At 42.1% G+C, this 24,139-nt stretch carries 29 protein-coding genes and 1 pseudogene; 25 read left to right on the plus strand and 5 right to left on the minus strand.

The features are described 5' to 3' along the window. The first annotated feature begins 188 nt into the window (after positions 1 to 188). The 16 genes from MKP07_RS18410 to MKP07_RS18475 all read left to right on the plus strand — a co-directional run bounded on the left by MKP07_RS18410 (position 189) and on the right by MKP07_RS18475 (position 10,144). The gene (locus MKP07_RS18410) at positions 189 to 791 is read left to right on the plus strand and encodes a hypothetical protein (protein WP_240848486.1); all 603 of its coding nucleotides are present in this window, start codon (positions 189 to 191) and stop codon (positions 789 to 791) included. Beyond that, positions 788 to 952 carry a hypothetical protein gene (locus MKP07_RS18415; protein ID WP_240848487.1) on the plus strand — a complete coding sequence of 55 codons (165 nt, stop codon included), beginning with the start codon at positions 788 to 790 and terminating at the stop codon, positions 950 to 952. The genes MKP07_RS18410 and MKP07_RS18415 overlap by 4 nt, the downstream gene beginning before the upstream one ends. Beyond that, on the plus strand, positions 949 to 1,731 hold the full coding sequence (locus MKP07_RS18420) for an alpha-L-arabinofuranosidase C-terminal domain-containing protein (protein ID WP_240848488.1): 783 nt from the start codon (positions 949 to 951) through the stop codon (positions 1,729 to 1,731). Before MKP07_RS18415 ends, MKP07_RS18420 begins: the two co-directional genes overlap by 4 nt. Before the next feature lie 118 nt (positions 1,732 to 1,849). Beyond that, on the plus strand, positions 1,850 to 2,098 hold the full coding sequence (locus MKP07_RS18425) for a hypothetical protein (protein ID WP_240848489.1): 249 nt from the start codon (positions 1,850 to 1,852) through the stop codon (positions 2,096 to 2,098). Further along, entirely contained in the window at positions 2,095 to 2,904 is an 810-nt protein-coding gene (locus MKP07_RS18430) for a metallophosphoesterase family protein (RefSeq protein WP_317236050.1), read from the plus strand. The genes MKP07_RS18425 and MKP07_RS18430 overlap by 4 nt, the downstream gene beginning before the upstream one ends. 23 nt (positions 2,905 to 2,927) lie before the next feature. Continuing rightward, on the plus strand, positions 2,928 to 3,749 hold the full coding sequence (locus tag MKP07_RS18435; protein ID WP_240848491.1) for an SDR family oxidoreductase: 822 nt from the start codon (positions 2,928 to 2,930) through the stop codon (positions 3,747 to 3,749). A 35-nt stretch (positions 3,750 to 3,784) separates the two neighbouring features. Continuing rightward, a complete protein-coding gene (locus MKP07_RS18440; protein ID WP_240848492.1) occupies positions 3,785 to 4,654 on the plus strand; it encodes an aldose 1-epimerase family protein in 870 nt (289 codons plus the stop codon). 137 nt (positions 4,655 to 4,791) lie between these two features. Further along, complete coding sequence (locus tag MKP07_RS41270) at positions 4,792 to 5,622, plus strand: TonB-dependent receptor (protein WP_317235853.1); 831 nt, start codon at positions 4,792 to 4,794, stop codon at positions 5,620 to 5,622. Continuing rightward, positions 5,580 to 6,020 (plus strand): TonB-dependent receptor, encoded by a 441-nt coding sequence (locus MKP07_RS41275; RefSeq protein WP_317235854.1) that lies wholly within the window; start codon positions 5,580 to 5,582, stop codon positions 6,018 to 6,020. Before MKP07_RS41270 ends, MKP07_RS41275 begins: the two co-directional genes overlap by 43 nt. Positions 6,021 to 6,055: 35 nt before the next feature. Further along, entirely contained in the window at positions 6,056 to 7,111 is a 1,056-nt protein-coding gene (locus MKP07_RS41280; RefSeq protein ID WP_317235855.1) for a TonB-dependent receptor plug domain-containing protein, read from the plus strand. Position 7,112: 1 nt separating this feature from the next. Then, on the plus strand, positions 7,113 to 7,742 hold the full coding sequence (locus tag MKP07_RS18450; protein ID WP_240848493.1) for a DUF4249 family protein: 630 nt from the start codon (positions 7,113 to 7,115) through the stop codon (positions 7,740 to 7,742). A gap of 217 nt (positions 7,743 to 7,959) precedes the next feature. Further along, positions 7,960 to 8,580 (plus strand): DUF4249 family protein, encoded by a 621-nt coding sequence (locus MKP07_RS18455; RefSeq protein ID WP_240848494.1) that lies wholly within the window; start codon positions 7,960 to 7,962, stop codon positions 8,578 to 8,580. 26 nt (positions 8,581 to 8,606) lie between these two features. Continuing rightward, positions 8,607 to 8,777 carry a hypothetical protein gene (locus MKP07_RS18460; protein WP_240848495.1) on the plus strand — a complete coding sequence of 57 codons (171 nt, stop codon included), beginning with the start codon at positions 8,607 to 8,609 and terminating at the stop codon, positions 8,775 to 8,777. A 382-nt stretch (positions 8,778 to 9,159) separates the two neighbouring features. Further along, entirely contained in the window at positions 9,160 to 9,495 is a 336-nt protein-coding gene (locus MKP07_RS18465; protein WP_240848496.1) for a LacI family DNA-binding transcriptional regulator, read from the plus strand. Beyond that, a complete protein-coding gene (locus MKP07_RS18470) occupies positions 9,423 to 9,950 on the plus strand; it encodes a type 1 periplasmic-binding domain-containing protein (protein ID WP_240850936.1) in 528 nt (175 codons plus the stop codon). Before MKP07_RS18465 ends, MKP07_RS18470 begins: the two co-directional genes overlap by 73 nt. Then, positions 9,947 to 10,144: a substrate-binding domain-containing protein gene (locus MKP07_RS18475; protein WP_240848497.1), complete on the plus strand. Its 198-nt coding sequence runs from the start codon at positions 9,947 to 9,949 to the stop codon at positions 10,142 to 10,144. Before MKP07_RS18470 ends, MKP07_RS18475 begins: the two co-directional genes overlap by 4 nt. Before the next feature lie 16 nt (positions 10,145 to 10,160). On the opposite strand, the gene MKP07_RS18480 is transcribed toward MKP07_RS18475, so the two are convergent. From MKP07_RS18480 to MKP07_RS18500, 5 genes are read right to left on the minus strand one after another with little or no spacing between them, the layout of a single operon-like run. After that, positions 10,161 to 10,937, minus strand: coding sequence for a response regulator transcription factor (locus MKP07_RS18480; protein WP_240848498.1), 777 nt, complete (start codon positions 10,935 to 10,937; stop codon positions 10,161 to 10,163). Beyond that, the gene (locus MKP07_RS18485; protein ID WP_317236051.1) at positions 10,927 to 11,607 is read right to left on the minus strand and encodes a sensor histidine kinase; all 681 of its coding nucleotides are present in this window, start codon (positions 11,605 to 11,607) and stop codon (positions 10,927 to 10,929) included. The genes MKP07_RS18480 and MKP07_RS18485 overlap by 11 nt, the downstream gene beginning before the upstream one ends. Further along, positions 11,592 to 12,110, minus strand: coding sequence for a triple tyrosine motif-containing protein (locus tag MKP07_RS18490; RefSeq protein WP_240848499.1), 519 nt, complete (start codon positions 12,108 to 12,110; stop codon positions 11,592 to 11,594). Before MKP07_RS18490 ends, MKP07_RS18485 begins: the two co-directional genes overlap by 16 nt. 53 nt (positions 12,111 to 12,163) lie before the next feature. Further along, positions 12,164 to 13,309: a ligand-binding sensor domain-containing protein gene (locus MKP07_RS18495; RefSeq protein WP_240848500.1), complete on the minus strand. Its 1,146-nt coding sequence runs from the start codon at positions 13,307 to 13,309 to the stop codon at positions 12,164 to 12,166. Between the two features lie 31 nt (positions 13,310 to 13,340). Then, positions 13,341 to 14,057: a ligand-binding sensor domain-containing protein gene (locus tag MKP07_RS18500; protein ID WP_240848501.1), complete on the minus strand. Its 717-nt coding sequence runs from the start codon at positions 14,055 to 14,057 to the stop codon at positions 13,341 to 13,343. A 315-nt stretch (positions 14,058 to 14,372) separates the two neighbouring features. Here MKP07_RS18500 and MKP07_RS18505 point away from each other — a divergent pair, with 315 nt between their 5' ends. The 9 genes and pseudogenes from MKP07_RS18505 to MKP07_RS18540 all read left to right on the plus strand — a co-directional run bounded on the left by MKP07_RS18505 (position 14,373) and on the right by MKP07_RS18540 (position 23,974). Continuing rightward, positions 14,373 to 14,768 (plus strand): IPT/TIG domain-containing protein, encoded by a 396-nt coding sequence (locus MKP07_RS18505; protein WP_240848502.1) that lies wholly within the window; start codon positions 14,373 to 14,375, stop codon positions 14,766 to 14,768. After that, a complete protein-coding gene (locus MKP07_RS18510) occupies positions 14,759 to 15,496 on the plus strand; it encodes a hypothetical protein (RefSeq protein ID WP_240848503.1) in 738 nt (245 codons plus the stop codon). Before MKP07_RS18505 ends, MKP07_RS18510 begins: the two co-directional genes overlap by 10 nt. A gap of 200 nt (positions 15,497 to 15,696) precedes the next feature. Next, entirely contained in the window at positions 15,697 to 15,780 is an 84-nt protein-coding gene (locus tag MKP07_RS42715; protein ID WP_394803671.1) for a hypothetical protein, read from the plus strand. Between the two features lie 12 nt (positions 15,781 to 15,792). Further along, entirely contained in the window at positions 15,793 to 15,999 is a 207-nt protein-coding gene (locus tag MKP07_RS18515) for a carboxypeptidase-like regulatory domain-containing protein (protein WP_240848504.1), read from the plus strand. 35 nt (positions 16,000 to 16,034) lie between these two features. Beyond that, positions 16,035 to 18,883 (plus strand): annotated as a pseudogene (locus MKP07_RS18520) (SusC/RagA family TonB-linked outer membrane protein). A gap of 130 nt (positions 18,884 to 19,013) precedes the next feature. After that, a complete protein-coding gene (locus MKP07_RS18525; protein WP_240848505.1) occupies positions 19,014 to 21,062 on the plus strand; it encodes a RagB/SusD family nutrient uptake outer membrane protein in 2,049 nt (682 codons plus the stop codon). Between the two features lie 60 nt (positions 21,063 to 21,122). Further along, positions 21,123 to 22,100: a DUF4973 domain-containing protein gene (locus MKP07_RS18530; RefSeq protein WP_240848506.1), complete on the plus strand. Its 978-nt coding sequence runs from the start codon at positions 21,123 to 21,125 to the stop codon at positions 22,098 to 22,100. Positions 22,101 to 22,188: 88 nt separating this feature from the next. Beyond that, on the plus strand, positions 22,189 to 22,575 hold the full coding sequence (locus MKP07_RS18535; RefSeq protein ID WP_240848507.1) for a DUF4488 domain-containing protein: 387 nt from the start codon (positions 22,189 to 22,191) through the stop codon (positions 22,573 to 22,575). 406 nt (positions 22,576 to 22,981) lie between these two features. Further along, complete coding sequence (locus MKP07_RS18540) at positions 22,982 to 23,974, plus strand: DUF4964 domain-containing protein (protein WP_240848508.1); 993 nt, start codon at positions 22,982 to 22,984, stop codon at positions 23,972 to 23,974. Positions 23,975 to 24,139: the final 165 nt, after the last annotated feature.

Raw genomic sequence — 24,139 nt, forward strand, 5'->3', positions numbered from 1 at the left:
AGGTGCAAAGTGATCAGGGGGGAATTGTAAAGAAAATAGGTGGATATTGTAAACTGTCTTATAAATTCTTGATTTTTAATATATATATTATTACAAATACAAATGGAATTTGTATAAATACAGTTTTGTTATCAAAAATTTATTTATTATTTTTAATTGTACGATTAACAATTAAAAATACAATTGCCATGAAGAAAATGACGCTGGCCCTGCTGGCAACAGTTTTAGGAGCCGGAATGAATGCACAGGTAGTAACCACCACATTAAATACCGATGAAGCGCAAACTACCATTAGCAAACATATATATGGGCATTTTGCTGAGCACCTGGGTCGTTGTATTTATGATGGTTTTTGGGTAGATGAAAAAATGGATGTAAGAAAGCAGGGACGCATCAGGCTGGATGTGGTAGATGCGCTAAAGAAAATTAAAATACCTAACCTGCGTTGGCCCGGCGGATGTTTTGCAGATGAATATCATTGGCGGGATGGTATCGGTAAACCAGCCGATCGGCCGAAAATGGTAAATACTAACTGGGGCGGCGTTTCAGAAGATAATAGCTTCGGTACCCATGAGTTTTTAGAGTTATGCGGCCTCTTAAATACAGAGCCTTATGTTGCGGGTAATGTAGGCAGCGGTACCGTAGAAGAAATGGCTAAATGGGTGGAGTATCTGAACTCTCCCGCACAAAGTACCATGACCGAACTGAGAAAGCAAAACGGCCGGGAACAGCCCTGGAAAGTAACTTATTGGGGCGTTGGTAATGAGAGCTGGGGCTGCGGGGAAATATGACGCCGGAGTATTATGCCGATCTCTATAAACGATACGCTACTTACGCGCGTAATTATCCGGGAGCTCCATTGAAAAAAATTGCAAGCGGCGCCAATGCCGGTGATTACCGGTGGACGGAAGTGTTGATGAAAAATGTTCCGCGTAACCAGATGTGGGGGTGACATTACACTACTACACGCTACCTACCGGCAACTGGAACGGTAGCAAGGGCTCTGCCACAGCCTTTAATGAGCAGGAGTATTTTAAAACCATGAAGAATTGCCTGCACATGGAAGAGTTGGTGCAGAAACATTCGGCTATCATGGATAAATATGATAAAGAAAAACGTGTAGCGCTGGTGGTAGATGAATGGGGCATATGGACGGATATAGAGCCTGGCACCAATCCTGGTTTCCTGTACCAGCAAAATAGTTTAAGAGATGCGCTGATTGCCGGTACCACCTTAAATATATTTAATAATCATGCAGACCGTGTAAAGATGGCCAATCTGGCACAAACGGTGAACGTGTTGCAGTCTATTGTATTAACAAAAGGAAAGGAAATGCTGCTGACGCCTACTTACCATGTATTTGACCTGTTTATGGGGCATATGGATGCTAAGTTGATTCCTATGAGCTTTACTACACCAGATTATGTAAGCGGCGGAGAAAAGATCCCTGCCATCAACGCTTCGGCATCGCTGGACTCCAATGGCAAAATGCATATTACCCTTGTGAATATCGATGCAGCAAAAGATATAACACTGAATGTATCGCTTAAAGGTAAAAACTATAAGACGGTTAATGGAAGGATACTAACATCCAAAAGTTTTACTGATATTAATACCTTTGAAAATAAAAATAAAGTGGTTCCGGCGGCGTTTAACGGCGCTAAAATTGAAAACGAAGCGCTGAATATCAAACTTCCCCGGTTGAGTGTGGTGAGCATTACATTAGGTTAAACAGGCCCCGTAAACAAATCAAACGTTTGAAATAATAATTTCTTAACAGCAAAACCAGAAATAGATCGATTATCGTTATTATTGTTGCCGCCATTTTAATTTTTTATACCCCAACGTTATGAACAAGAAGTTTTTTCTGTTATTCTTTATAGCAGGCATTTTTAGTTGCAAAACGGCATCGGTACTCACAGATTATGGCGTAGATAAAGGCGATGAGTATGCGTCTATCGCAGTTTTACCCGATACCCAGTATTACACCGCCCTACGGTATGGCGGCAAAATGAGCATGTTTCAGAACCAGGTTGACTGGCTGATCAAAAATTACCAGAAGGAGAAAATCGCGTATAAATTCACCTGGGTGATATAACCGATCATAATGCACCGGTTGAGTGGGAGCGTGCCCGGTCGGAGATGTATCGCCTGGATGCTACCAATATTCCTTACGGTCTGGCCGTGGGTAATCATGATCAAACACCCAACGGAACAGCTTCAGCAGGCAGCGATACCACACAGTATACACGTTATTTTGGCAAAGCACATTTTGGTAACCGTCCCTGGTACGGAGGTGCATTAGGCAATAACAATAATAATGATACGCACTTTGACCTTTTTACTGCCAATGGAGATAAATACATGGTCATGTATTTCGCCTTCAATCAACCGGATTATAAGGGATATAATGAAGCCTACGAAAAGCAAATGCTTCAATGGGCTGATAGTGTGTTAAGTGCGCAGTCCGACAGGAAAGCGATACTGGTATGCCACAGCATGCTGGGTAAGCCCAAAGGCACAACCAGTGGCGATAAACCAGGCGCAGGTGATAATAGTCTGCAGAGTAATTTTACGCGCCAGGGTACGGGTATTTATGAAATGGCTAAAAATCATGGTAACGTATTTTTAATGCTGGGCGGCCATATCGCCGGCGAAGGTTATAGAAAAGATACCTATAACGGCAATACGATTAAAACCTATCTTTCCGACTATCAGTCGAGGCAAAGCGAGCCTTATGGTGGCGCTAAAGATCGTAACGGCGGTAATGGTACCATGCGATTAATGCGGCTGAATAAAACAAAGCAAACATTAAGTGTGGTGACTTTTATCCCGCAGGCAAACGGTTCAGTGATAAAAGAAACAGATGGGGACAGCCAGTTTACTGATGCCCTGTATCAATAAAATAAAAAGATCGAATACAAATTATGAGCAACAACAAATTTTCTCTTGCAGGTAAAGTAATTATAGTAACTGGCGCTACAGGTGTGCTGGGATATTCGTTTATAAAAGACCTGGCAGGTCAGGGGGCGATTGTGGGCGTATTGGGACGTAATGAAAAAGTTGCGGAAGAAAGAGTTGCTGAAATAGAGGCAGCCGGCGGACAAGCGATTGCGTTAATCGCTGATGTGGCAAACCTGGATCAGCTCGAAGCGGCATTAAAGAAAGTGCTGGATAAGTATGGAAAAGTGGATGGGTTAGTAAATGCTGCAGGCGGCAATCAGCCGGGAGCCGTAGTACAACCTGATGGGAAGATTTTCGAGCTGGATATAGATGCCTTAAAACATGTGATGGACCTGAACCTGTTTGGTACCCTGTTGCCTACACAGGTGTTTGGCAAGGCAATGGCTGAAACGGCAGAAAAAGGAAGCATCGTAAATATTTCTTCCGTAGCAGCTCATGGGGCTGTGACCAGGGTGTTAGGATACAGCCTGGCTAAAACGGCCATCGAAGCTTACACAAAATGGTTTGCAGTAGAAATGGCCAATCGTTACGGCGACAAATTAAGAATGAATGCGCTGGTGCCCGGCTTTTTCCTGGCCGAGCAAAACAGGCGATTGCTGACGAATGAAGATGGTACCTATACAGACAGGGGCGATAAAGTAATTCGTAGCACGCCCTATAAGCGTTTTGGAAATCCTGATGAGCTAACCGGTGCGCTGATCTGGTTGCTAAGTGATGAGTCTACTTTTGTAAATGGTACTTCCATTAAAGTAGATGGCGGCTTTACTGTTTTTAGTGGTGTGTAGCGTATATTTACTCCCTAACAGAAATAGTGTCTTTTATGCCAACTATAGAAAGTAATGATATAAAAGTAGAAATAGCCGCCCAGGGAGCTGAATTGCAGCGTATCACCGATAAAAGGACTGGTGTTGAATATATGTGGAATGCTGATCCTGCCTATTGGGCCAAACATTCTCCCATATTATTTCCGATAGTAGGTTCGCTTAAGGATAATACTTACCTATACGAAGGCATCCCGTATAACTTGCCCCGTCATGGGTTTGCGCGGGAAATGGAATTTCAGCTATACCAGCAGAGCGGGCATGGGCTTACTTTTAAGCTAAGCAGCAATGAAGCTACTTTGACCAGGTATCCCTTTCCATTTGAATTGTACATTGAGTATTTGGTTGCCGGGCCGGTATTGAGTGTGAGTTACCGCGTAGTGAATATCGGCGAAAAATCAATGTACTTCTCTATTGGCGGGCATCCCGCATTTAAAGTGCCCATTTTTGAAGGGGATACTTATACCGATTATACACTTGAATTTAACCAGTTTGAAAATGCCGGCAGGTGGCTATTGGATAATGGCTTGCTGGAAAACGGCACCGTGCCGCTGCTGGAAAATACGGATCAGCTGCCGCTTCGTAAGGAACTGTTCGAGGCCGATGCCATTGTGTTTAAGAAATTAAGCAGTACCAAAGTAAGACTGATACAGGAGCGCACCGGTAAAGGATTTGAATTTGACTTCAACGGCTTTCCTTATCTGGGTATATGGGCGGCTAAGGGTGCCGACTTTGTATGTATCGAGCCCTGGTGTGGCATAGCCGACAATGTCGATAGCAATCAGCAGTTGGTTGAAAAAGAAGGAATCAATGAGTTGGGCGCCGGAGGATTATTTGAGCGTACCTGGAAATTCGCTGTTATTGATTAGCTGGCCTGGTGAATTTACAGCAATTTTTGGCAGGCGTGGTAGTGTACCAAAACTGTAATACCTAATATATTTCTAAAATTTAACATCTACGCTCCTGCGTATCGTGTTTATCAATTATCTTTCAGCCTGTTTAAATAATGAAACAGGCTTTTTGTTTATTCCTTTTATTGATAGGGGTATCTGTTAGCTATGCGCAACAGAAGTTTACCCTCAGTGGTACTGTTCGTTCAGAACGAACAGGCGAAACGGTTATCAATGCCAGCGTAAGGTCCGTTAATAGTACCGATGGGGTAAGTAGTAACGAGTACGGCTTTTATTCTATTACCTTACCCGAAGGTGAATATGAAATTGAATATAGCGCTATTGGCTTCAATGCCATCGTAGAAAAGATCACCCTTAAACAGAATATTACCAGGAATATTTCTTTGCCCGATGAGATAAAGGACCTGGAAAATGTAGTGGTTTCAGCCAGCGGCAAAGGCCGGACAATTACCAGTACTCAAATGGGCGTGGAGCGGCTTACCATGAAGGAGGTGAACACCATCCCCATGCTTTTGGGAGAAAGAGATATTTTAAAAGCGATTCAGCTACTGCCAGGTATTAAACAGGCCGGAGATGGGAACAGTGGCTTTTATGTGCGAGGTGGCAGCGCCGATCAGAATCTGATCCTTTTAGATGAAGCGCAGGTATACAATGCCTCACACTTGCTGGGTTTTTTCTCTACTTTTAATTCAGATGCGGTTAAAGACATCACCGTTTATAAAGGAGGAATGCCGGCTCAGTATGGCGGACGATTATCATCTGTGCTGGATGTTAAAATGAATGAAGGAAATAATCAGAACTATGAGCTGAGTGGCGGTGTAGGGCTGATATCTGCCAAGCTCAACCTCGAAGGCCCCATTCAAAAAAATAAATCTTCTTTTTATTGTCGGGCCGCAGAACTTATGCCGATGTATTTGTGCCATTAGCTAAAGACAGCTCCATCCGGAACAATAAACTTTATTTTTACGATTACAACGCTAAGTTCAATTATAAAATAGGAGAGAAGGATAATATCTATGTATCGGGATACTTCGGGCGCGACTATTTATCACTGGATCAGCAGTTCGGTATCAATTGGGGAAATATTACCGGAACCCTGCGTTGGAACCACATCTTCAATAGTAAGCTGTTTTCTAACACCTCTTTTATCTACAGCGATTTTGATTACAATATCAATATCAATAATCCAAGCAATGACCTGGATATCTATTCCAAGATCCGCGATCTGAACTTAAAGCAGGAGTTCCAGTGGTATGCTGGTAGCAAGCACGCTGTACGTTTTGGATTTAACTCTACCTATCATAAAATACGGCCGGGGATGTAACCTCATCTGGTACAGCCAGCTTTAATAATTTTTATTTGCAGGACAGGTACTCCTGGGAGAATGCACTCTTTGCAACAGACACCTGGAAAGCAGCACCCTGGTTGAACATTACCTATGGCGCCAGGCTCACTTCTTTCGCCATCCTCGGTGAGGGCGACTTTTACGAGCTGGACGGCGATGGGAATGTTACAGATACCCTAACCTACAGCAAAGGGCAATTGGTAAAGAACTACGTTAATCTGGAGCCACGCCTGGCAGCCAGCTTTATCATTAATCCGTCATCATCATTTAAGGCCTCTTATGTACGAAATGTGCAGAACCTGCATCTGATGTCTAATTCTACTACAGGGTTTCCCACCGATAAATGGTTAGCGAGTACGAATATTATCAAACCTGAAATAGCAGACCTGGTAGCTTTAGGGTGGTATAAAAACCTGGCGGGAAATCAACTGGAATTTTCTACGGAGATCTATTACAAAAAGATGCAGAACCAGATTGATTACAGAACCGGCGCTGATGTTTTTACTAATGATGCAATTGAGTCACAGATCTTATTTGGAGTTGGGCGTGCATATGGCTGGGAAGTTTTTCTAAAAAAGAAAACAGGTAAAACTACCGGATGGATCAGTTATACTTTGGCTAAAACTGAAAGAAAAATTGAGGGGATTAATGACGGGGAATGGTATAATGCAAGGCAGGATCGTACCCATGATGTTGCCATCGTGGTGAATCATCAGCTAAGCAGGCGATGGAACCTGGCCGCCAACTGGATCTATTATACAGGCGATGCGGTTACTTATCCCAGCGGTAAATACATCATCGACAACCAGGTAGTTTTTTATTATACCAAAAGAAACGCAGACAGGATGCCGTCCTACCACCGCCTTGATCTTGGGGCCACCTGGCTGTTAAAGGATCGAAAGAAGTTTCGCTCAGAACTGGCTTTCAGCCTCTTTAATGCTTATGGGAGAGAAAATCCCTATGCCATTACTTTCAGGCAAAGCGAAGATGACGCGACAAAAACAGAAGCGGTCAAAACCTCTCTTTTCCGTTTTGTGCCATCTATATCCTATAATTTTAAATTTAAGTAAGATGTCATCATTTTGGAAATGCATAGCAATTATGGTGATCTCATCCTTTCTGCTGGCGGCTTGTGAGCGCGTTATCCAGGTAGATATTAAAGATCAGCCACTCCGGTTTGTAGTGGAAGGCGTTTTAACGGATGACAGCACATGCAGGGTTCGTTTGTCGCGAACCAGTAATTTTTATGATACGATCAATTTGGTAGGTGTCACTGGTGCGAAAATAACTATTGCTGAAGATGGTAAGACTCCTGTTGTGTTAAATGCTTCCAATAACCGGGGTGAATACCGGGCCGCGTTTACCGGAAGACCCGGAAGAACTTATCAGTTGCGTATAGAGTACACAGATGCGACAATGACTCATGTCTTTACCGCTTCATCTACTATGCCGCAAAAAGTTACATTGGATAGTTTGTATGTATCAGAGCGTGTTTTTCTGGGTAAAACAAGGATGATGGCAGCCATCCGGTTTAAAGATCCCCCTGCTCCAGGCAATGCCTATCGGTATGTACAACGTGTGGATGGTGAATTGGAGACAACCGTGTTTGTTACCAAAGACGATCTTATTAACGGACGCACAGTGGTAGATGAATTATTGATATTTAATGATGACTATACTTTAAAAAATGCGACCAGCTAAGCGTAGAGCTGCAAAGTATCGATCAGCCTAACTACTTATTTTGGTACAGTCTTAGCCAGGGTTCTCTCGGGTCTTCACAATCTGCATCTCCGGGCAATCCTGCGTCTAACATAAAAGGTGGCGCATTGGGCTATTTCAGTGCCCATGCCGTATCCGCCCGGCATATTGCGGTTTTTCCTGATTCTACCTGCAGCTATTCCCCCGAAAATTCGAGGCGATGATTCCCCTTGTTCTTCATAGGACTGCGGTTGGGAAAGTAATGTACACGGGCTGCCTGGCTATTTTTATGATGATGGCCTCCTGCGAAAAAATAATAGAACTTGAAATGCCTGATACTGAAAAGTTGTATGTGATTGAAGCAGTACTTAGCGACGCAGGATGCAGGGTTAATTTGTCTCAGACCTTAGCCTTGTCCGATTCCAATCACTACGATATAGTATCCGGGGCGCGTATTACTATAACCGAAGATGGTAAAACACCGGTTCGGCTAACCCAGGTGAACGGAGGGTATTACAGGGCCGGTATATCAGGTAAGTCTGGCGGGAGTTATGCTTTACGTGTAGAAGCAAATGGCCGTGTGTTCACCTCCACTTCTGTCGTACCGGCTAAAGTGGCGATCGATACTTTTTATGTTACAGAAAGGCTCTTCTTTGGCAGAACAAGAAAGGTGGCAACCCTGGAGTTTCAGGATCCGCCGGGCCTGGGTAATGTATATCGCTTTATACAATATGTTAATACTAAAAAGGACAACGGTATCTTTATAACCAATGACCATTTGATAGATGGACGTAAGACTGTGTATGAAATGTTGGTTTTTGAAAATGAGGAAGCACCCTGAAGGCTGGGGATCGTATAAGTGTTGAGTTGCAAACAATTACTCCGTTCATGTATCGTTACTGGTATAGCCTCGATCAGGGTGCGCTGGGACAGAGCCAGGCTGCATCGCCGTCTAATCCTTTAAACCCTTTTGAAGAAGGTGCAGTAGGTTACTTCAGCACGCATACTATCAGCACACGTTCAACCGCACTCAGGTAGTTTAATGGGGTGCGTAAGTTTTAGTTGAGTCAGGTGTAAAGCCAGATATGAGCAAAGGGACGAAAAGGTAGATATATTTTTGAGAATAGTATATTCGTTTTCCTTTACTTAACAGGGTAGTATTCTTTGCATGATTCAAAAATTGTTATCGCCCGTTTATTTCCGGGACAAAATGTAGTATATTCACTAAATAAACAAAAACGATTTTGCCTTCAATGTGCTTTTAGGTATATTTTGAGGCAATCGAACCCTTTAATAAAATTCAAATTTAAAAGAAAGGTATTATTGACAGAGTTGGAGGAGTTGTTGTATTTTCATTGCACAGAATTCAACTGCATCCTCAACTATAAGCAAATAACAGCCATATAGAGATCACCTGAATATGAAACAATTATCCATTAAAGATATTGCCCGCATCGCCGGTGTTGTACCATCTACCGTTTCTTTTGTTATTAACGGCAAAGAAAAAGAAATGCGTATCAGCGAAGAAATGGCCAAAAAGATCCGCAAGATTATCAAGGAAACGGGGTACGTGCCTAACCGGTCCGCCGCTAGTTTACGCACGGGTAAAACACATGTGATCGGGTTGATTGTTGAGGATATCTCTAATACATTTTTGCGTCGCTTGCTAAAGCTATTGAAGATATTGCTTACCAGGTTGGATACCGCCTTGTTTATTGCAGTACGGAGAATGATGATAAAAAGGGCACCGAACTAATAAGAATGCTGCACAAGCAGGTAGACGGCTTTATTGTAACGCCCAGCAGTGGTATGAAAGAAGAAATGCTGAAGTTGAAGAAAGCAAAGAAACCCGTAGTTTTATTGGATAGATACTTTACAGATGTGGATATTCCTTCTGTATTGGTAGATAATAAAAATGGGATTCACTCAGGAGTACAGCTACTGGTAGATAAAGGGTATAAAAGAATAGCTTTTATAGTAACGGCATTAGAACAGATGCAGATGCAGGACCGCCTGGATGCGTTTAAAACAAGTGCCAAAACGCACAAGCTCCTGTTTCCTGAATTGATCCTGGAGCTCCCTTTTGCAGCAGAAGAAGACGCCTATGAAGAGGGGATCAAAGAATTCCTTAGCCGCAACCAGGATGTTGACGCTATTTTTTTGCAACGAATTATCTTGCCATACAGGGCCTTAAAGTACTGCAGGATTTGAAGTGGAAAATCCCATCCCGCGTAGCGGTGCTCTCGTTTGATGATCACGAGATATTTAAACTGTATACGCCGGCCATTACATCTATCAGTCAGCCCATTGCAGCAATAGCCCGGGAGGGTATTGAAAATCTGAAGTTGCAAATGAGCGCACAAAAATACCGGCTGTTAAAGAACTGCTGCTTCCGGCAGAGCTGATCGTTCGCAAATCTGTTTAAGCAGATTTGTATGTTTTTTTGATATACTCTGATGGCGTCATTCCAAAATGTTTTTGAAAGTTCCTTCCCAGCTGGGTTACGGAGCTATAACCAACAGCATCTACTACCTCATTTAAGCGCATGTTTTTCGTGCTCAATATCTCTATCGCTTTTTTTAACCTGGTAAGATTGATGATTTCCGCCGGCGAAAGATCCGAAAGAGAATTTATTTTCCGGTACAGGCTTGTCCGGCTCATATTCATGCATTTGGCTAATAGTGGTACGTCCAGGTCCGTGTCAGCCATGTTCTCGTAAATGTGGCGCTCTAGTGTTTCCAGGAACGACTTATCTATTTCATTAGAAGCCATGCTGGTAATCTGCGCAGTTGGAGACTTAATAAAGTAAGACTTTAGCCGGTCCCGGTTCATTAAAAGGCTTTTGATCTGGGCCACCAGGAATTCCATGGAGAAAGGCTTTTCTACATATACGTCAGCACCAACATCCAATCCTTCAATTTTAGACTGCAAAGTATTTTTTGCGGTGAGTAATATAATGGGGATATGGCTGAATTCATAATTGGATTTGATCTTTTCGCAGAGCTCAAAACCATTCATTTCCGGCATCATTACATCGCTGATGACCAGGGTGACGGGATGTTCTTCCAGTAACGCCAGCGCTTCGATGCCATTTCGTGCGCAAACTATGGTATAGTCCTGCTGAAGTGTATCGGATAACATGAACAACATGTCTTCGTGGTCGTCTGCGATCAGTATGGTTTTCTTATTATGACTCATTATTAGTAGGGATGTTAATATCTACACTGCTTATTTTCAATGGGAAAGCTACAGAAAAAATATTCATATTGTTCACTACCTTGTATTCCATTTTTCCCTGGTGCAATTGAACCAGCGAATGAACCAGCGAAAGTCCGATGCCAGAGCCTCCCACACCTTTATGGTAGTGTCTTACAAAAGGCTCGAAAATATGCTCCCTCATTTCCTTGGGAACCGTTTCCCCGTCATTGGTAATATAAAACCTTACAAGGTTTAGTGTTTGATCAATTTCTAAATCTATACGAACCTGTTGCTCACAATACTTGATAGCGTTATCGATCAGGTTGCTGATGATTTTTACCAATGCTTCTTCATCAGCAGCTATGATGATGTTGCCGGAAGGAGGAGTAAAATGGAAACTGATGTTTTTTTCTGCAATAGCCGGGGAGAAGGAATGTACCAGTTTTTCGGTTACCGCAAATATATTCAGTTCAGTAAGAAACAGGTGATAATGTTCTGTTTCAATTTTTCTGAAATCAAGTAACTGGCGCGTGAGTTCCAGTAGCCGCTCTGTATTGCTGTTCATGATTTGCAGGTATTGTTGCAGGTGTGGCGCATTCGTTAGCGCAGCCGTTATCCGTTCCAGCGGAAGTTTGATAAGGGTAAGTGGTGTTTTTATTTCGTGAGTGATATTGGTAAAAAATCCATTTTGGACTGGTAGAGTTCTTTTTCTTTATTTAATGTAAACACATTCATTTTATAAAGTTGTTTCTCTTTCTGGCGTCGGGCATAATAGTTTAAGCCTGCAACAATAATCGTGATAGCAAGCATAACATAGAAGAAGTAAGCAAATGATGACTTCCAGAAAGGAGGGAGTATCTCAATCAATAGTGTCTTTTTATTAGGCATCCATTCGCCATTGTTATTGGTAGATCTGACGCTTACCTGGTATCTGCCGGGCGATAAATTGGTAAAAGTGATCTTCCGGCTATTGCCGATTGGGAACCAGGCTCCATTATTAATTTTATAGGCGTATTCAATATTGATAGGGTCTGTGTAATTAAGAGCTACATAATCGATATTAAAAGTTGACTGGTTATAAGCTAGCTGGATATAGCCTTTATTGATCAATGGAATATCATCTTTCGATCCGGCAGAAGAAGCCGCCGCTCCCAATTGTTGTAACCCGGTCATGTAGAGTAAAGGAATATATGGAGTAGGCCGGTGCTGGGCCGGATTAAATTTTATCAGGCCCTTAATACTCCCCAGGTAGATCTGGCCATCGGCGTCTTTAAATGCAGACTGGTAGTTAAACTGGTTATTAAGTAGTCCATCATATTGCCTGAAGGTTTTGATCTTTTTGAACTTTCTTCCAGCAAAGCAAGCCCGTGCGATGTGGGAATCCAGTAATTGCCGGCGTTATCTTTAATGATGCTGTAAACGATATTGCTGGGTAAGCCCTCGTCCTGGCTATAGTATCGAAAAGTATGGCTTTTTAAATCGATATTAAAAAGCCCGTCAATAGTGCATACCCAAAGGTGATCGTTCTTGTCTGGCATCAGGTACAGTATGCGGGTGCGCCCCAGTTTGTTTGCTGTGTCTGAAGAGAGCTTTAAAGATGCAGTATCTTTATTGTTGAAATAGAACAGTCCTTTATTATGTGTTCCTACCCATACAATACCCTTTTCGTCCAGGGTTATGGCCGAATAAAACGCATCAACGGGAAGGGCTGTCACAGGATGAAATCTGCCTTTTGCTACATCAAATTGAAACAAACCATGTGCGGTGCATATTAGTATCCGTCCGTCGTTCATTTGCAGTATTTTGTTGATAAAATTACTTTTCAGGTCGTAAGGCCCCGGACCAGCGCGATAATGGCACGTCACTTTTCCGCTGGGAATATCCATAATATCAAGGCCATGCTCAAAAGTTCCGACAAGTAATTGGTTACCGGTTGCCAATAGTCCGTGCACGTTAGTACTGGAAAGCCCGTTGGTAACATCTGGAATGTGACGGGTAAACATATTTTTTAAGGGATCATACATTGTAAGCCCACCATCTTCCGATCCGATCCATAACCGGCCCGAGTGGTCCCGGGTAATCTCCCGAATTGCATTGCCGCTCAAGGAGTGCGGGAGGGCTGTGGGGAAGTACTTTTCGAAGGTCAGCGCAGTATTTGCCAGGTAATTAACCCCTCCGAAATAGGAGCCGATCCATACACCTCCTTCGCGATCCTTACATAAGGCATATAGCGCATTGTCGGAAAGCGAAAATGGATTCATCGGTTCCTTATGGAGGCTCCTGTATGTTGTGTTGACGGGGTTATAGATATACAGGCCATCTTCTGTGCTTACAAAAATACTGGTGTCGGAAACCTGGAGTATGTTGCGCACGAAAACTGTCTTATCGGTATTTTTTCGTGGATCAGGTGCTTTTTTTTTGAGTAGCCAGGTTAAATTCCAATAAGCCCTCCCTCGAAGAACCGATAAGCAGGCGGTTGTTTTTGGAAAGGCAAATGGCTTCAATGCTATTTTGCAAATGAAAAGGGAGGGGATAGATGGTTGCCTGTTGATGATGTACGTAAACAATGCGGCCGTCCGCGGAACCGGCCCAGATACCGCCCCTGGGATCTGCGGTAATTACCGATACCTGAGCAATACCGGGGATGTATTTTTTCAATAGCTTCTTCTGTGCGGAATGGTAGTAGAATAGCTCATCCCTGAATATAAACCAGAGCTGTCCCTCTGTATCACTGCAAATACTTCGTACCGGTCCGTCTTCCATCGAAAACGGATGTTGAAATTGATCAAGGTCTATATTATACAAAGCAATGCCTTTTTCGGTACCCACCCATATGCGGTCTTTCTTGTCTTCGTAAAGACAGTATACCGAATTGCTTTTGAGGCTATGCTTTTTGTTTGCCTGGTGGCGGTATACCTTAAAATTATTCCCGTCAAACCGGTTCAAACCCTCCGAAGTGCCCAGCCAGATAAAGCCATGGCTGTCCTGCAAAGCTGCAATTACGGTGTTATTGGACAGGCCATCTTCCACTTCATAATGTCTGAAGTAAAATGGTTGTGCTTTTAAGCCGGCAGTGCTGTAAAGGCAGGCAAACAAAATCGGGATAAAAAATCTCATCATCAGGCAGTAATTACAATATGTTCCAAAATTGGTACAATTTGATGATATTTTGAGACAAAATGAAAAATCGTTTTTGCTATAGTAGAATATCTTTACCCCTGTTTGCCAGATGATGAATTTGATTTAAACCAGAATTGGCCATTGTGAAAGAAGCATAACAGATGCCAGCAACGATGCTTTAAAAATCTGCAAACTTTAAGATCCATAAACTGATCCAACAGCGCCTGTTTGGTAACGGGAGTGATAGGCGCGCTAAGAAGCCTGCAAAGCTGCGGGAGGATAGGTTTTAAAATTGTATTAATAAACAACTGTCATATGAAACGAAATGTCTTATTGCATTTTAAGTGCTTATGGGCGATGCTAGTTATATCTTTTATTGCGTTTGCCTGCAAAAAAGATGCTGCACCCAACGAATCTAAAGCGTACGATCCATCCGAAAAGGTGGCTGTAATGGATTTCTTCCCGAAAACCGGAGGTGGCGGACAACAATTTGTCATTTATGGAAAAAACTTTGGAAATGACAAATCCATCGTATCTGTAACGATAGGCGGTAAACGAGCCACTGTGATTAGTGTGCAGGACGAAGCCATATACTGTATTATTCCAGACAGGGCATATACAGGTGAAATAGAAGTTAAAGTTGGAACGAATGCCAATCAGCAGCTTGCCGGAGCGAGTGAAGTTTTCAATTATCAAAAAGGATGGTGGTAACTACCCTGGCCGGCAAAGAAGATGAAAGGGGGAACTACAATATAAAAGACGGAACTTTTGCCGATTGTGGTGGTTTTTTAAACCCTTCGTGGCTAACCTTCGATCCTAAGACCCCTGGTATGTTATATATGGGACAGGATGGGGGCGATGTAAGGCTGTTGAATTTTAAAGACAGTGTAGTTACAACACCAATTACAAGGGGCTTGGGTGGCTGGAATCGCATCAGGACAATTGATTTTTCGCTGGACAAAAATTATATGATTATTGCTGATGACCAGGGTGACGTGAATGGCAAATCTGCTTCTATCTTATCAAGGGCAAGCGGTTTTAAAGATCCCAAAGTCATCACATCCTATAAGCAATGTAACGGAGCATCTGTACATCCTATAAATGGTGAACTTTATTTTAACAGCTACGAAAAGGGGCAGTTTTACAGGTTTGACCTGAACAGTTATATAGCTGGTACTAATCTTGGTATTAAAGATTACCAGCTGCTGTTTTTAATCCAGGACAACGACTGGGAGTTCAATATAAATATTGCGCCAACCGGAGACTATGCTTATATCATCGTCATCAACCAGCATTATATATTAAGAACGGATTATGACTGGGGTAACAAAACTTTTACAACACCTTACGTTGTTTGCGGGCAACCGCGAACCCCGGAGTGGGTTGATGCTGTAGGCACACAGGCCAGGTTGAGAAATCCGTACCAGGGGTATTTGTAAAAAATCCAGACTATGCAGGTAAAAAAGATGAGTATGATTTTTATTTTACCGAACAGCACAATCATGATATCCGCATACTGACACCCGAAGGAAAGGTTACCACTTTTGCGGGAAGAGGCAGTTCCAGTATTAATTCTAATCCGTATGGCCTTATTAATGGCGGGCTTCGCACAGAAGCCAGGTTTGATCAACCCAAAGGTTTGGCTTATGACGCAACAAATAAGGCGTTCTATGTGGGTGATGTTGAAAATCATTGTATCCGAAAAATTTCACTAGAAAACTAAAATATTATTGCTATGAGGATATCGTTAATGAGAAAAGCGTTAGCTTTTTTCCTGCTGCTTTTTGCCACTATGGGTGCATTTTCCCAAAACAACCGAATGACAGTTTATGGAAAAATTAGAGATAAAGAAAGCGGTGAGCCTTTGTCGGGAGTAAGCGTCTCTGTAATTAACACAGCTGGATTAGGTACCTTTTCAACAAAAGAGGGGCCTACTCCATAAAAGTTGAAGTATACCACAAGCTGTTGTTTTCGTCAGTGGGCTACGACACCGTACAAGTACAGATTACTAACCAGGATACTGTCGATGTGTTGATGCAGAAGTCAAGCAATAATTCAATGGACGAAGTTGTAGTTACGGCAGTTGGTATTCAGAAGAAAAGTAACGTTACCGGAGCGATCACAACAGTTGATATGGAAGCGATTGGAAAAACATCTCCCAGTGCGAGTATCGTAAATTCCTTTGCAGGTAATGTTCCCGGCATTATGGCTATGCAAACTTCCGGTCAGCCCGGAAAAGATATTTCGAATTTTTGGATCAGAGGTATCTCTACCTTTGGTGCCAGTAATGGCGCTTTAGTGCTGATAGATGGATTTGAGAGGGATATTAACGAAGTTAGCATTGATGATATTAAGTCAATCTCGGTACTTAAAGATGCTTCTGCCACGGCGATGTATGGATCCAAAGGTGCCAATGGTGTTGTGTTGATAACCACAAAACACGGAGGTGTTGGCAAAACCAACATAAATGTCAAAGTGGAATCCTCTTATAACGCCCGCACTATAACGCCCGAATTTGTTGATGGTAACACCTATGCCAGTTTAATCAATGAAGCGCAAATAACAAGAAACCGTGCGCCCATATATAGTCCTGTGGAACTGGAACTGTTCCGTTTAGGTCTTGATCCGGATTTGTACCCAAACGTAGATTGGACGAACCAAATATTAAAGGATGGCGCCCCGACATACAATGCGAATCTCAGGCTGGATGGTGGCGGTACTACAGCCCGGTACTTTGTCTCCCTTGGCTTTTTAGACGAAAAAGGCATGTATAAAACAGACCAGTCAATAAAAAATGACTATAATACAAATGCCGATTTTAAAAGGTGGACATACCGGCTAAATACTGATGTGAATGTAACAAGAACAACTGTACTGAAATTAGGCGTATCGGGCTCCCTGAGAAAAAGGAACAGTCCTGGTTTGGGCGATAATGATATATGGGGAGAATTATTTGGATATACTCCCGTTCGCACACCAATTTTTTATTCTAATGGATATGTTCCTGCTGTAGGTACAGGTAATCAAACTAATCCTTGGGTAGCTGCTACCCAGACTGGTTTTAATGAAACCTGGGAAAATAACATTCAGACAAACCTAACGGTAAATCAGGATCTGAGCTTTATTACAAGAGGGTTGAAATTTGAAGGAAGTTATGGTTATGATACCTACAATTCAAGTACCATCGAACGCCGTAAATGGCCGGAACAATGGAGAGCGCAACGATTGAGAGATATTAACGGCAATCTGGTTTTTACCAATATTTCCGGGCCCAGGGAGCTGGCGCAGACCAGTAGTTCTGGAGGTAGCCGCAGGGATTTTATCATTGGTTTGCTGAGCTATTTCCGATCAATAAAAAATAATCATAACATAAATCTGGATGCGAGGTTCACACGTGAAGCTAATACATTTACGCAGAATTTGGGAACCGATATAAAGATGGGAATGGCAAAAAAGAACCAGGGGATTGCAGGACAGGCCGCCTATAACTGGAGAAATAAATATTACGCAAATTTCAATTTTGGTTATACCGGATCTGAAAATTTCGCAGCAGGGCATCAGTATGGTTTATTCCCCTCCGGTTCGGTTGCCTGGAATATCGGCGAAGAAAATTTTATTAAAGAAAATTGGCAGTGGGTTAATTTTTTAAAGTTCGCTACTCTTATGGTAGGGCCGGTAACGATAATTTAGGGAATAACAGGTTCCCGTATTTATATTCAATAACTGAATTTAAAGATGCTAACAACAACCCCGTTGGTGGCTACGACTGGGCAGAGTTTGGCACCAATAGAAGGTTTGGAGGATTGGGATTTTCACAGGTGGCCTCACCATTCGTGACCTGGGAAGTGGCGACTAAGCAAGATATTGGTTTGGATTTGTCGCTTTGGAAAGATGCTTTTTCATTGATTGTAGATGTCTTTCAGGATGAACGTACGGGAATTTATATGCCGAGAAACTTTTTGCCTGGCTATGTTGGCCTTACAAGTACACCCAGTGCAAATGTAGGCGCGGTTCGTTCTAAAGGTATAGACGGGAGTGTAAAAATACAGCGAAACTTTAATAGCGTTAATGTAACCCTTCGCGGTAACCTCACCTATAGTAAAAATGAGATAATGGAACGGGACGAGCAGCAAAGCGTGTATGCTTATCAGATGCAGAAAGGCTATCGGGTTAATCAAACAACCGGTTTAGTTGCCCTGGGTCTGTTTAAAGATTACGAGGAAATTCGCAATAGCCCCACGCAAACTTTTGGAGCCTATCAGCCGGGAGATATAAAGTATAAAGATGTAAATGGAGACGGTATCATTAATAATGATGACATCGTTGCCATTGGCTCTACCAGTACCCCTAATTTAATATATGGTATGGCAGCGTCTGCTAGTTGGAAAGGCTTAGATCTGGGCTTACGGTTTCAGGGGGCTGGTTCGTCCAGTTTCTTTATATATGGAAAAACAGTTTATGCATTTAGCGAAGGCGAATGGGGTAACATTCTTAAAGGCATGGTTGAGAATAGATGGATATCGGCAGATATTTCCGGAGATCCCGCAACCGAAAATCCTAACGCCCCTTATCCCAGGTTAAGTTACAATGGAAACAGTAATAACTATCGGGGCTCCACTTATTGGTTACGCGACGGGGCATATTTAAGGCTCAAAAACGTAGATATTGGCTATACACTTCCTAAAGTAATGCTTAATAAAATTCATATGAGCAGCGTTCGCTTGTATTGTATTGGCACCAATATATTAACCTGGGCGCCTTTCGATTTGTGGGATCCGGAAACTGCAGACCCTAGGGGGAAACTTATCCTTTACCCAGGTCAGTAACTGTGGGGTTAACAATCGGCTTATAGCATAAAATGTATTTTGATGAAATGAGCCAATACTCCGCTGCGTATTCAAATTGATAACTATTGGCTACTTCCATCTAACAGATAATAAATATAAAATTGTCCAGATGAAAAAAATAACAAGCATATCCATCTTTATAGTAGTGGTGACGCTATTCATTTCCTGTAAAAAATATCTTGATAATGACCAGTTTTTTAAAGATCGGTTGACCTTAGAAAAGTCATTTAACAACGAAGTGTATATTGAGGAATGGCTTGCAAACTCCTACTCATATCTGACCGGCATAAACGCGGATGTGGGAAGTAAAGGCTTCCAGCCATTTAACTTTGGTGATGATATGTATTATGGAGACAGGGATGGAGCATATGACCCACAAAATGCCAATTCCTTAGACTATAACAAATTTAGTCTTGGCAATTATAAAGAAGGCGATGTACAGTCCTGGATACCATGCTACCAGGGGATCAGAAGCGCCTCAATATTTATACAAAATATTGACCAATCAACTGCAATAAGCGCGGATAAGAAAGCAGATTATAAGGCACAGGCCCGGTTTGTACGTGCCTACTATTACTGGCTTTTGTTAAGAAAGTATGGCCCTGTTCCGATCCTCCCCGATAATGGAATAGATTATACTGAGAGTTATGCTGATTTAGCGTTACCGAGGAACTCTTATGATCAATGCGCCGAGTATATTGGAAGGGAAATGGTACTTGCGGCAAAGAACCTACCACAAAATCGTGGACAATTGGATGTGGCAAGACCCACCAAAGGCGCAGCATTGGCAACCCGTGCTAAAGTGTTTTTGTATGCAGCAAGCCCTTTGATGAATGGAGGAAAAATAAGTATGGATTACAAAACAAAATTGGTAGATGATAAAGGTAATCCGCTGCTATCGATTGTTTACGATGAGCAAAAATGGGCAAGGGCCGCCGCTGCAGCAAAAGATGTGATGCAGCTGGGCGTTTATTCCTTATTCGTTTCCCCATCTAAGTCGTCGGGTACCATTACGCACCCCGCTACAATAGCGCCACCTTACAATGCTGAGTTTTCGGATAAGCCCTGGCCGGAAGGATGGGCGAATATTGACCCGTTTGATTCTTACCGCGCCTTATTTGATGGTGAAGTGCCTGCTTCCTCAAACCCTGAGCTCATTTTCACGCGCGGGCAGAATCAATCCTCTGAAGGTATTAATGTAATGGTAGTGCACCAATTGCCTCGTATTGCTTCTGGATGGAATACACATGGTTTGACGCTAAAACAGTGTGATGCTTATTATATGAGCGATGGTTCTAATGTTCCAGGTAAAGACATACAGTATGGAAGAGGGGATGGCAGCCAGCGGGTAGGTGGCTTTGTAACAGACGATGATGTTAAAAATGGAAAATATAAGCCGCTGGCTTCTGGTGTATCCTTGCAATTTGCGAACAGGGAGCCTAGGTTCTATGCTTCAGTTGGCTATAATGGCAGTGTATGGCACCTCACTAATGAGTCGCAGGTAAACAACAGGGAGAAACAGGTTTTCTATTATCGTGGTTCGGGTAACGGTTATACTAATACGATGTTTTGGTTAAGAACCGGTATCGGGGTTATGAAATATGTAAATCCCATGGATACTTATGAAAATGGAAGCATAGCTAAAGTTGTACCTAAGTATGAGCCAGCTATTCGTTATGCCGATATATTACTGGCATATGCCGAATCATTAAATGAAATAAATGGGTCATTTAGTATACCTAGTTGGGATAGTTCAACTGTTTATTCCATATCGAAAAATATAGGCGAGATGCGTAAAGGAATAAGGCCTATTAGAATAAGAGCAGGTTTGCCCGACTATTCCGAAGCCACTTATGGAAACGTTACGCAATTGAGAGCTGCCATAAAACGTGAACGTCAAATAGAATTGTTGGGTGAGCAGGAACGTTATTATGATCTGCGCAGATGGGAAGATGCTGCCACAGAGCTGGCCCTCCCAATATATGGTTATAATACCCTTATGACTGCAAGTCAAAGAGATTTATTTCATCAGCCGGTAGCAGCTTTTGCGTTGCAAAGCACTTTTGCACCCAAAATGTATTTTTGGCCTATTGCAATTGACGAATTGAGGCGGGATAGTCGTTTGACACAAAACCCCGGCTGGCAAACTTATAAATAATCGGAACTTATTACACACTTAATAACTTCCATTCGATTACAATCAATAAAATATTTACGGATGAAAAAGATAGCTGCGTTATTATCCATTCTTTTTGTTTTCGGGTGTATTGCCTGCAATAAGGAGTGGGTTGCCGAACAATTTGAACATTATGTATCGTTTAAGGCGCCTTTAAATGAAGACAATGTCACACCTTTATATATTCGCTATAAACCAAACGGAACTGTAAATTATCAGTTACCTGTTATAGTTAGCGGCACAACAAATAATGATAAGGATTTGGTGGTTCAGGTCGGGGTAGACTCCGATACCCTCAAAGCCTTTAATGAAGCAAATTTTCAAAACAGAACAGACCTTTACTATAGGGAATTGGTAAGTCAGTATTTTAAAATGCCGGACAACGTTTCAATACCTAAGGATGTGAATACAAATAATATCACCATTGGGTTCTCCCTCAATAATATTGATTTAGCAGATAAATGGATCCTACCCTTAACAATTAAGCCTTCCAGTGAGTATACACCCAATCCGAGAAGAAATTTCTCCAAAGCTTTATTGAGAATAGTGCCGTTTAATAATTTTTCCGGGACATACAGCGGTACTGCCCTTAAAGTGTATTTGAAAGGTGAGGAAAGCGGGGCTGCTATTGTTAAAAGTGAGGTAGACGCTTATGTTGTCGATGAAAACTCAGTCTTTTTGTATGCCGGTACCGTAGATGAGAATAAGATGGATAGAAAGAACTATAAAATATATGTGCATTTTAATGAGCAGACCAGGGAGGTTACGCTTACGTCTGACAATCCTTTGATGAAATTCAAGGTAAACCAGAAGATTTATTTTTCTGTGGAAGATGTTAAAGATGCTGTTCAGCCCTATCTAGTTCATCGATACGTTACCGTTAATAATATTGATTACAACTTCACTGATTATACTTCTGCCGCCAATTCGTCCATAGATTACACGGTTCGGGGATCATTAATTATGGAAAGAAGAATCAATACGCAGATACCGGATGAGGACCAGGCAATCCAGTGGTAGCTTTACAATCACTGCTACCTAACTAAGAAATGAAAGGCTGTAAAACTAAATACCCTATTATGATACGTACTTTTTAACGAGCTTGTGTGTGTCGGTATGGTTGTGCGCTCCAGCGCAAAAGATAAAGACGGGGCCAGCTCTGTTTGAAGGAATTTGGCAGGTAACGATGCAGAGTACAGGACATGTTGCCGGGGAATTTTCCCCACCGCGAACGAATGATTTTAAGATATACGACAGACAAGGCAATTTCAGGCACATTATTTATGCTGATAGCAAATATATAGAGCTATCAAGGGGAACGATAGAACTTACCTCTGATTCTACCTATACGGAAAAACTAGAAAAACATTTGGCAGTGCCTGCCTCCATAAAAGAAGGCAGGATTATATTCAGGTTTTTGGACCCGGATACTTTTTTGATGAAGTGGCGGCTCAACGATCTGAGCGGCCAGGAAGTTTATAAAAGGGTGAAGTAGTTGGAACAACTTTTATAAATTCTTATTAGAGTTTCTGACCTTTCAACACATGATACATTTGTAGCTGCAGTTTAAAGAGTAACATAAGAAAATGGGACAAAACGAATAATTTTTGAGACAAATTGAAAAATCGTTTTTGTAAGTATGGTTTACCTTTACAACGCATATAATTCATCTGTAAAAATATAGATTATTTACAGGCCAGATGGAAATGATTGCAACGATGCTTGGATGTACATAGTGCTTGTAGTGTTGAGGTTTGAATTTTTAACAGACAATGATATCGGGCTGTTAATTGTGATGCCTCCCTTAAGTAGTTGGGTGTTTTAGCTTAGCATGTTGTTCTCATTGACCAGCTCATTAATTGCATATAAGTTTCTTTCAGATAAAATATAAAAATCTTTCAATGATTAAGTATTGTTTAAAGTCCTTAAGTGTTCTCGTTCTTATTTTTTCTTTCCTGGCAGGTAACAGCCAAAACAGAAAAGCCCCTGCTTATCCGTTGATAACCCATGATCCCTATTTCAGTATCTGGTCTGTGACCGATGATGCAACTGCATCACCTACCAAACACTGGACGGGTGCTGATCAATCGCTAACCGGCTTTGTTAAAGTGGATAACAAAGTGTATCGTTTCCTGGGAAAGGAAACCAAAGCTTATAAGGTTTTATTACCTGCGTCAGAAGATAAAACTTTTTCGGTAAAGTACACTGAAAGTAAACCGGCTGAAGACTGGCAGCAAATAGGTTATAACGAAAGTGGCTGGAAGTCGGGCGCCGCTCCATTTGGTGATGAAGCAGGGAATTTTAAAACAGCATGGCGTTCTGATGATCTTTGGGTAAGAAGAGAATTTACTATGCTTAACAATAAGGAAGAAGATGTTTACTTAAAGCTCAATCATGACGATAATGTAGCAGTTTACCTCAATGGTACTGAAATATACAATACCAGCGGATGGGTGCATAAATACATTTATATTCCCATCAAAAATGCCTCAACTATCCTGAAAGCAGGTAAAAATGTTTTGGCGATACATATCAAAAATACAGCCGGTGGCCGCCACCTGGATTTTGGATTGGTAAAAGAAGAACAGACCGTTGCTACCAAAAATGTGTTAAATGCCGTTCAGAATAATGTTGACGTTAAGGCTACACAAACTATTTATGATTTTACTTGCGGACCAGTTGATCTGAAGGTAAGCTTTGCGTCTCCATTGATATTAACGGATGTTGATCTCATGGCTCGTCCGGTGTCTTATGTAACCTTCACTGCTACATCTAAAGACGGACGTGCCAGAAATGTGGAAGTCTTATTTAACACATCAACGAATCTGGCTGTAAATACACCGGCACAGGAAGTGGCTGCAAAAAATATAGCTCGGGTGGTTTGTCTGTATTAAAAGCAGGAACCGTTGCACAGCCTATATTAGCAAAAAAGGCGACGATCTGCGTATCGACTGGGGTTATATACATGTTGCTGTGCCTTATGGTGCTAACACCAGCAGTTTATTGCAGGTTCCGATGAATTGTCTTTAAACGTATTCAATAAAGCGGCCAAAGCTCCT

It is taken from the genome of Paraniabella hibiscisoli (assembly GCF_022512515.1).
Lineage (GTDB): Bacteria > Bacteroidota > Bacteroidia > Chitinophagales > Chitinophagaceae > Niabella > Niabella hibiscisoli.

Coding starts and splice junctions, on each gene's coding strand:
- MKP07_RS18450 (WP_240848493.1), top strand. CDS start 7,113: ATGTCATCATTTTGGAAATGCATAGCAATTATGGTGATCTCATCCTTT.
- MKP07_RS18525 (WP_240848505.1), top strand. CDS start 19,014: ATGAAAAAAATAACAAGCATATCCATCTTTATAGTAGTGGTGACGCTA.
- MKP07_RS18410 (WP_240848486.1), top strand. CDS start 189: ATGAAGAAAATGACGCTGGCCCTGCTGGCAACAGTTTTAGGAGCCGGA.
- MKP07_RS18440 (WP_240848492.1), top strand. CDS start 3,785: ATGCCAACTATAGAAAGTAATGATATAAAAGTAGAAATAGCCGCCCAG.
- MKP07_RS18515 (WP_240848504.1), top strand. CDS start 15,793: ATGAGGATATCGTTAATGAGAAAAGCGTTAGCTTTTTTCCTGCTGCTT.
- MKP07_RS18455 (WP_240848494.1), top strand. CDS start 7,960: ATGATTCCCCTTGTTCTTCATAGGACTGCGGTTGGGAAAGTAATGTAC.
- MKP07_RS18500 (WP_240848501.1), bottom strand. CDS start 14,057: ATGATGAGATTTTTTATCCCGATTTTGTTTGCCTGCCTTTACAGCACT.
- MKP07_RS18540 (WP_240848508.1), top strand. CDS start 22,982: ATGATTAAGTATTGTTTAAAGTCCTTAAGTGTTCTCGTTCTTATTTTT.
- MKP07_RS18510 (WP_240848503.1), top strand. CDS start 14,759: ATGGTGGTAACTACCCTGGCCGGCAAAGAAGATGAAAGGGGGAACTAC.
- MKP07_RS18465 (WP_240848496.1), top strand. CDS start 9,160: ATGAAACAATTATCCATTAAAGATATTGCCCGCATCGCCGGTGTTGTA.
- MKP07_RS18505 (WP_240848502.1), top strand. CDS start 14,373: ATGAAACGAAATGTCTTATTGCATTTTAAGTGCTTATGGGCGATGCTA.
- MKP07_RS18435 (WP_240848491.1), top strand. CDS start 2,928: ATGAGCAACAACAAATTTTCTCTTGCAGGTAAAGTAATTATAGTAACT.
- MKP07_RS18530 (WP_240848506.1), top strand. CDS start 21,123: ATGAAAAAGATAGCTGCGTTATTATCCATTCTTTTTGTTTTCGGGTGT.
- MKP07_RS18490 (WP_240848499.1), bottom strand. CDS start 12,110: ATGACCGGGTTACAACAATTGGGAGCGGCGGCTTCTTCTGCCGGATCG.
- MKP07_RS18425 (WP_240848489.1), top strand. CDS start 1,850: ATGAACAAGAAGTTTTTTCTGTTATTCTTTATAGCAGGCATTTTTAGT.
- MKP07_RS41270 (WP_317235853.1), top strand. CDS start 4,792: ATGAAACAGGCTTTTTGTTTATTCCTTTTATTGATAGGGGTATCTGTT.
- MKP07_RS18480 (WP_240848498.1), bottom strand. CDS start 10,937: ATGAGTCATAATAAGAAAACCATACTGATCGCAGACGACCACGAAGAC.
- MKP07_RS18415 (WP_240848487.1), top strand. CDS start 788: ATGACGCCGGAGTATTATGCCGATCTCTATAAACGATACGCTACTTAC.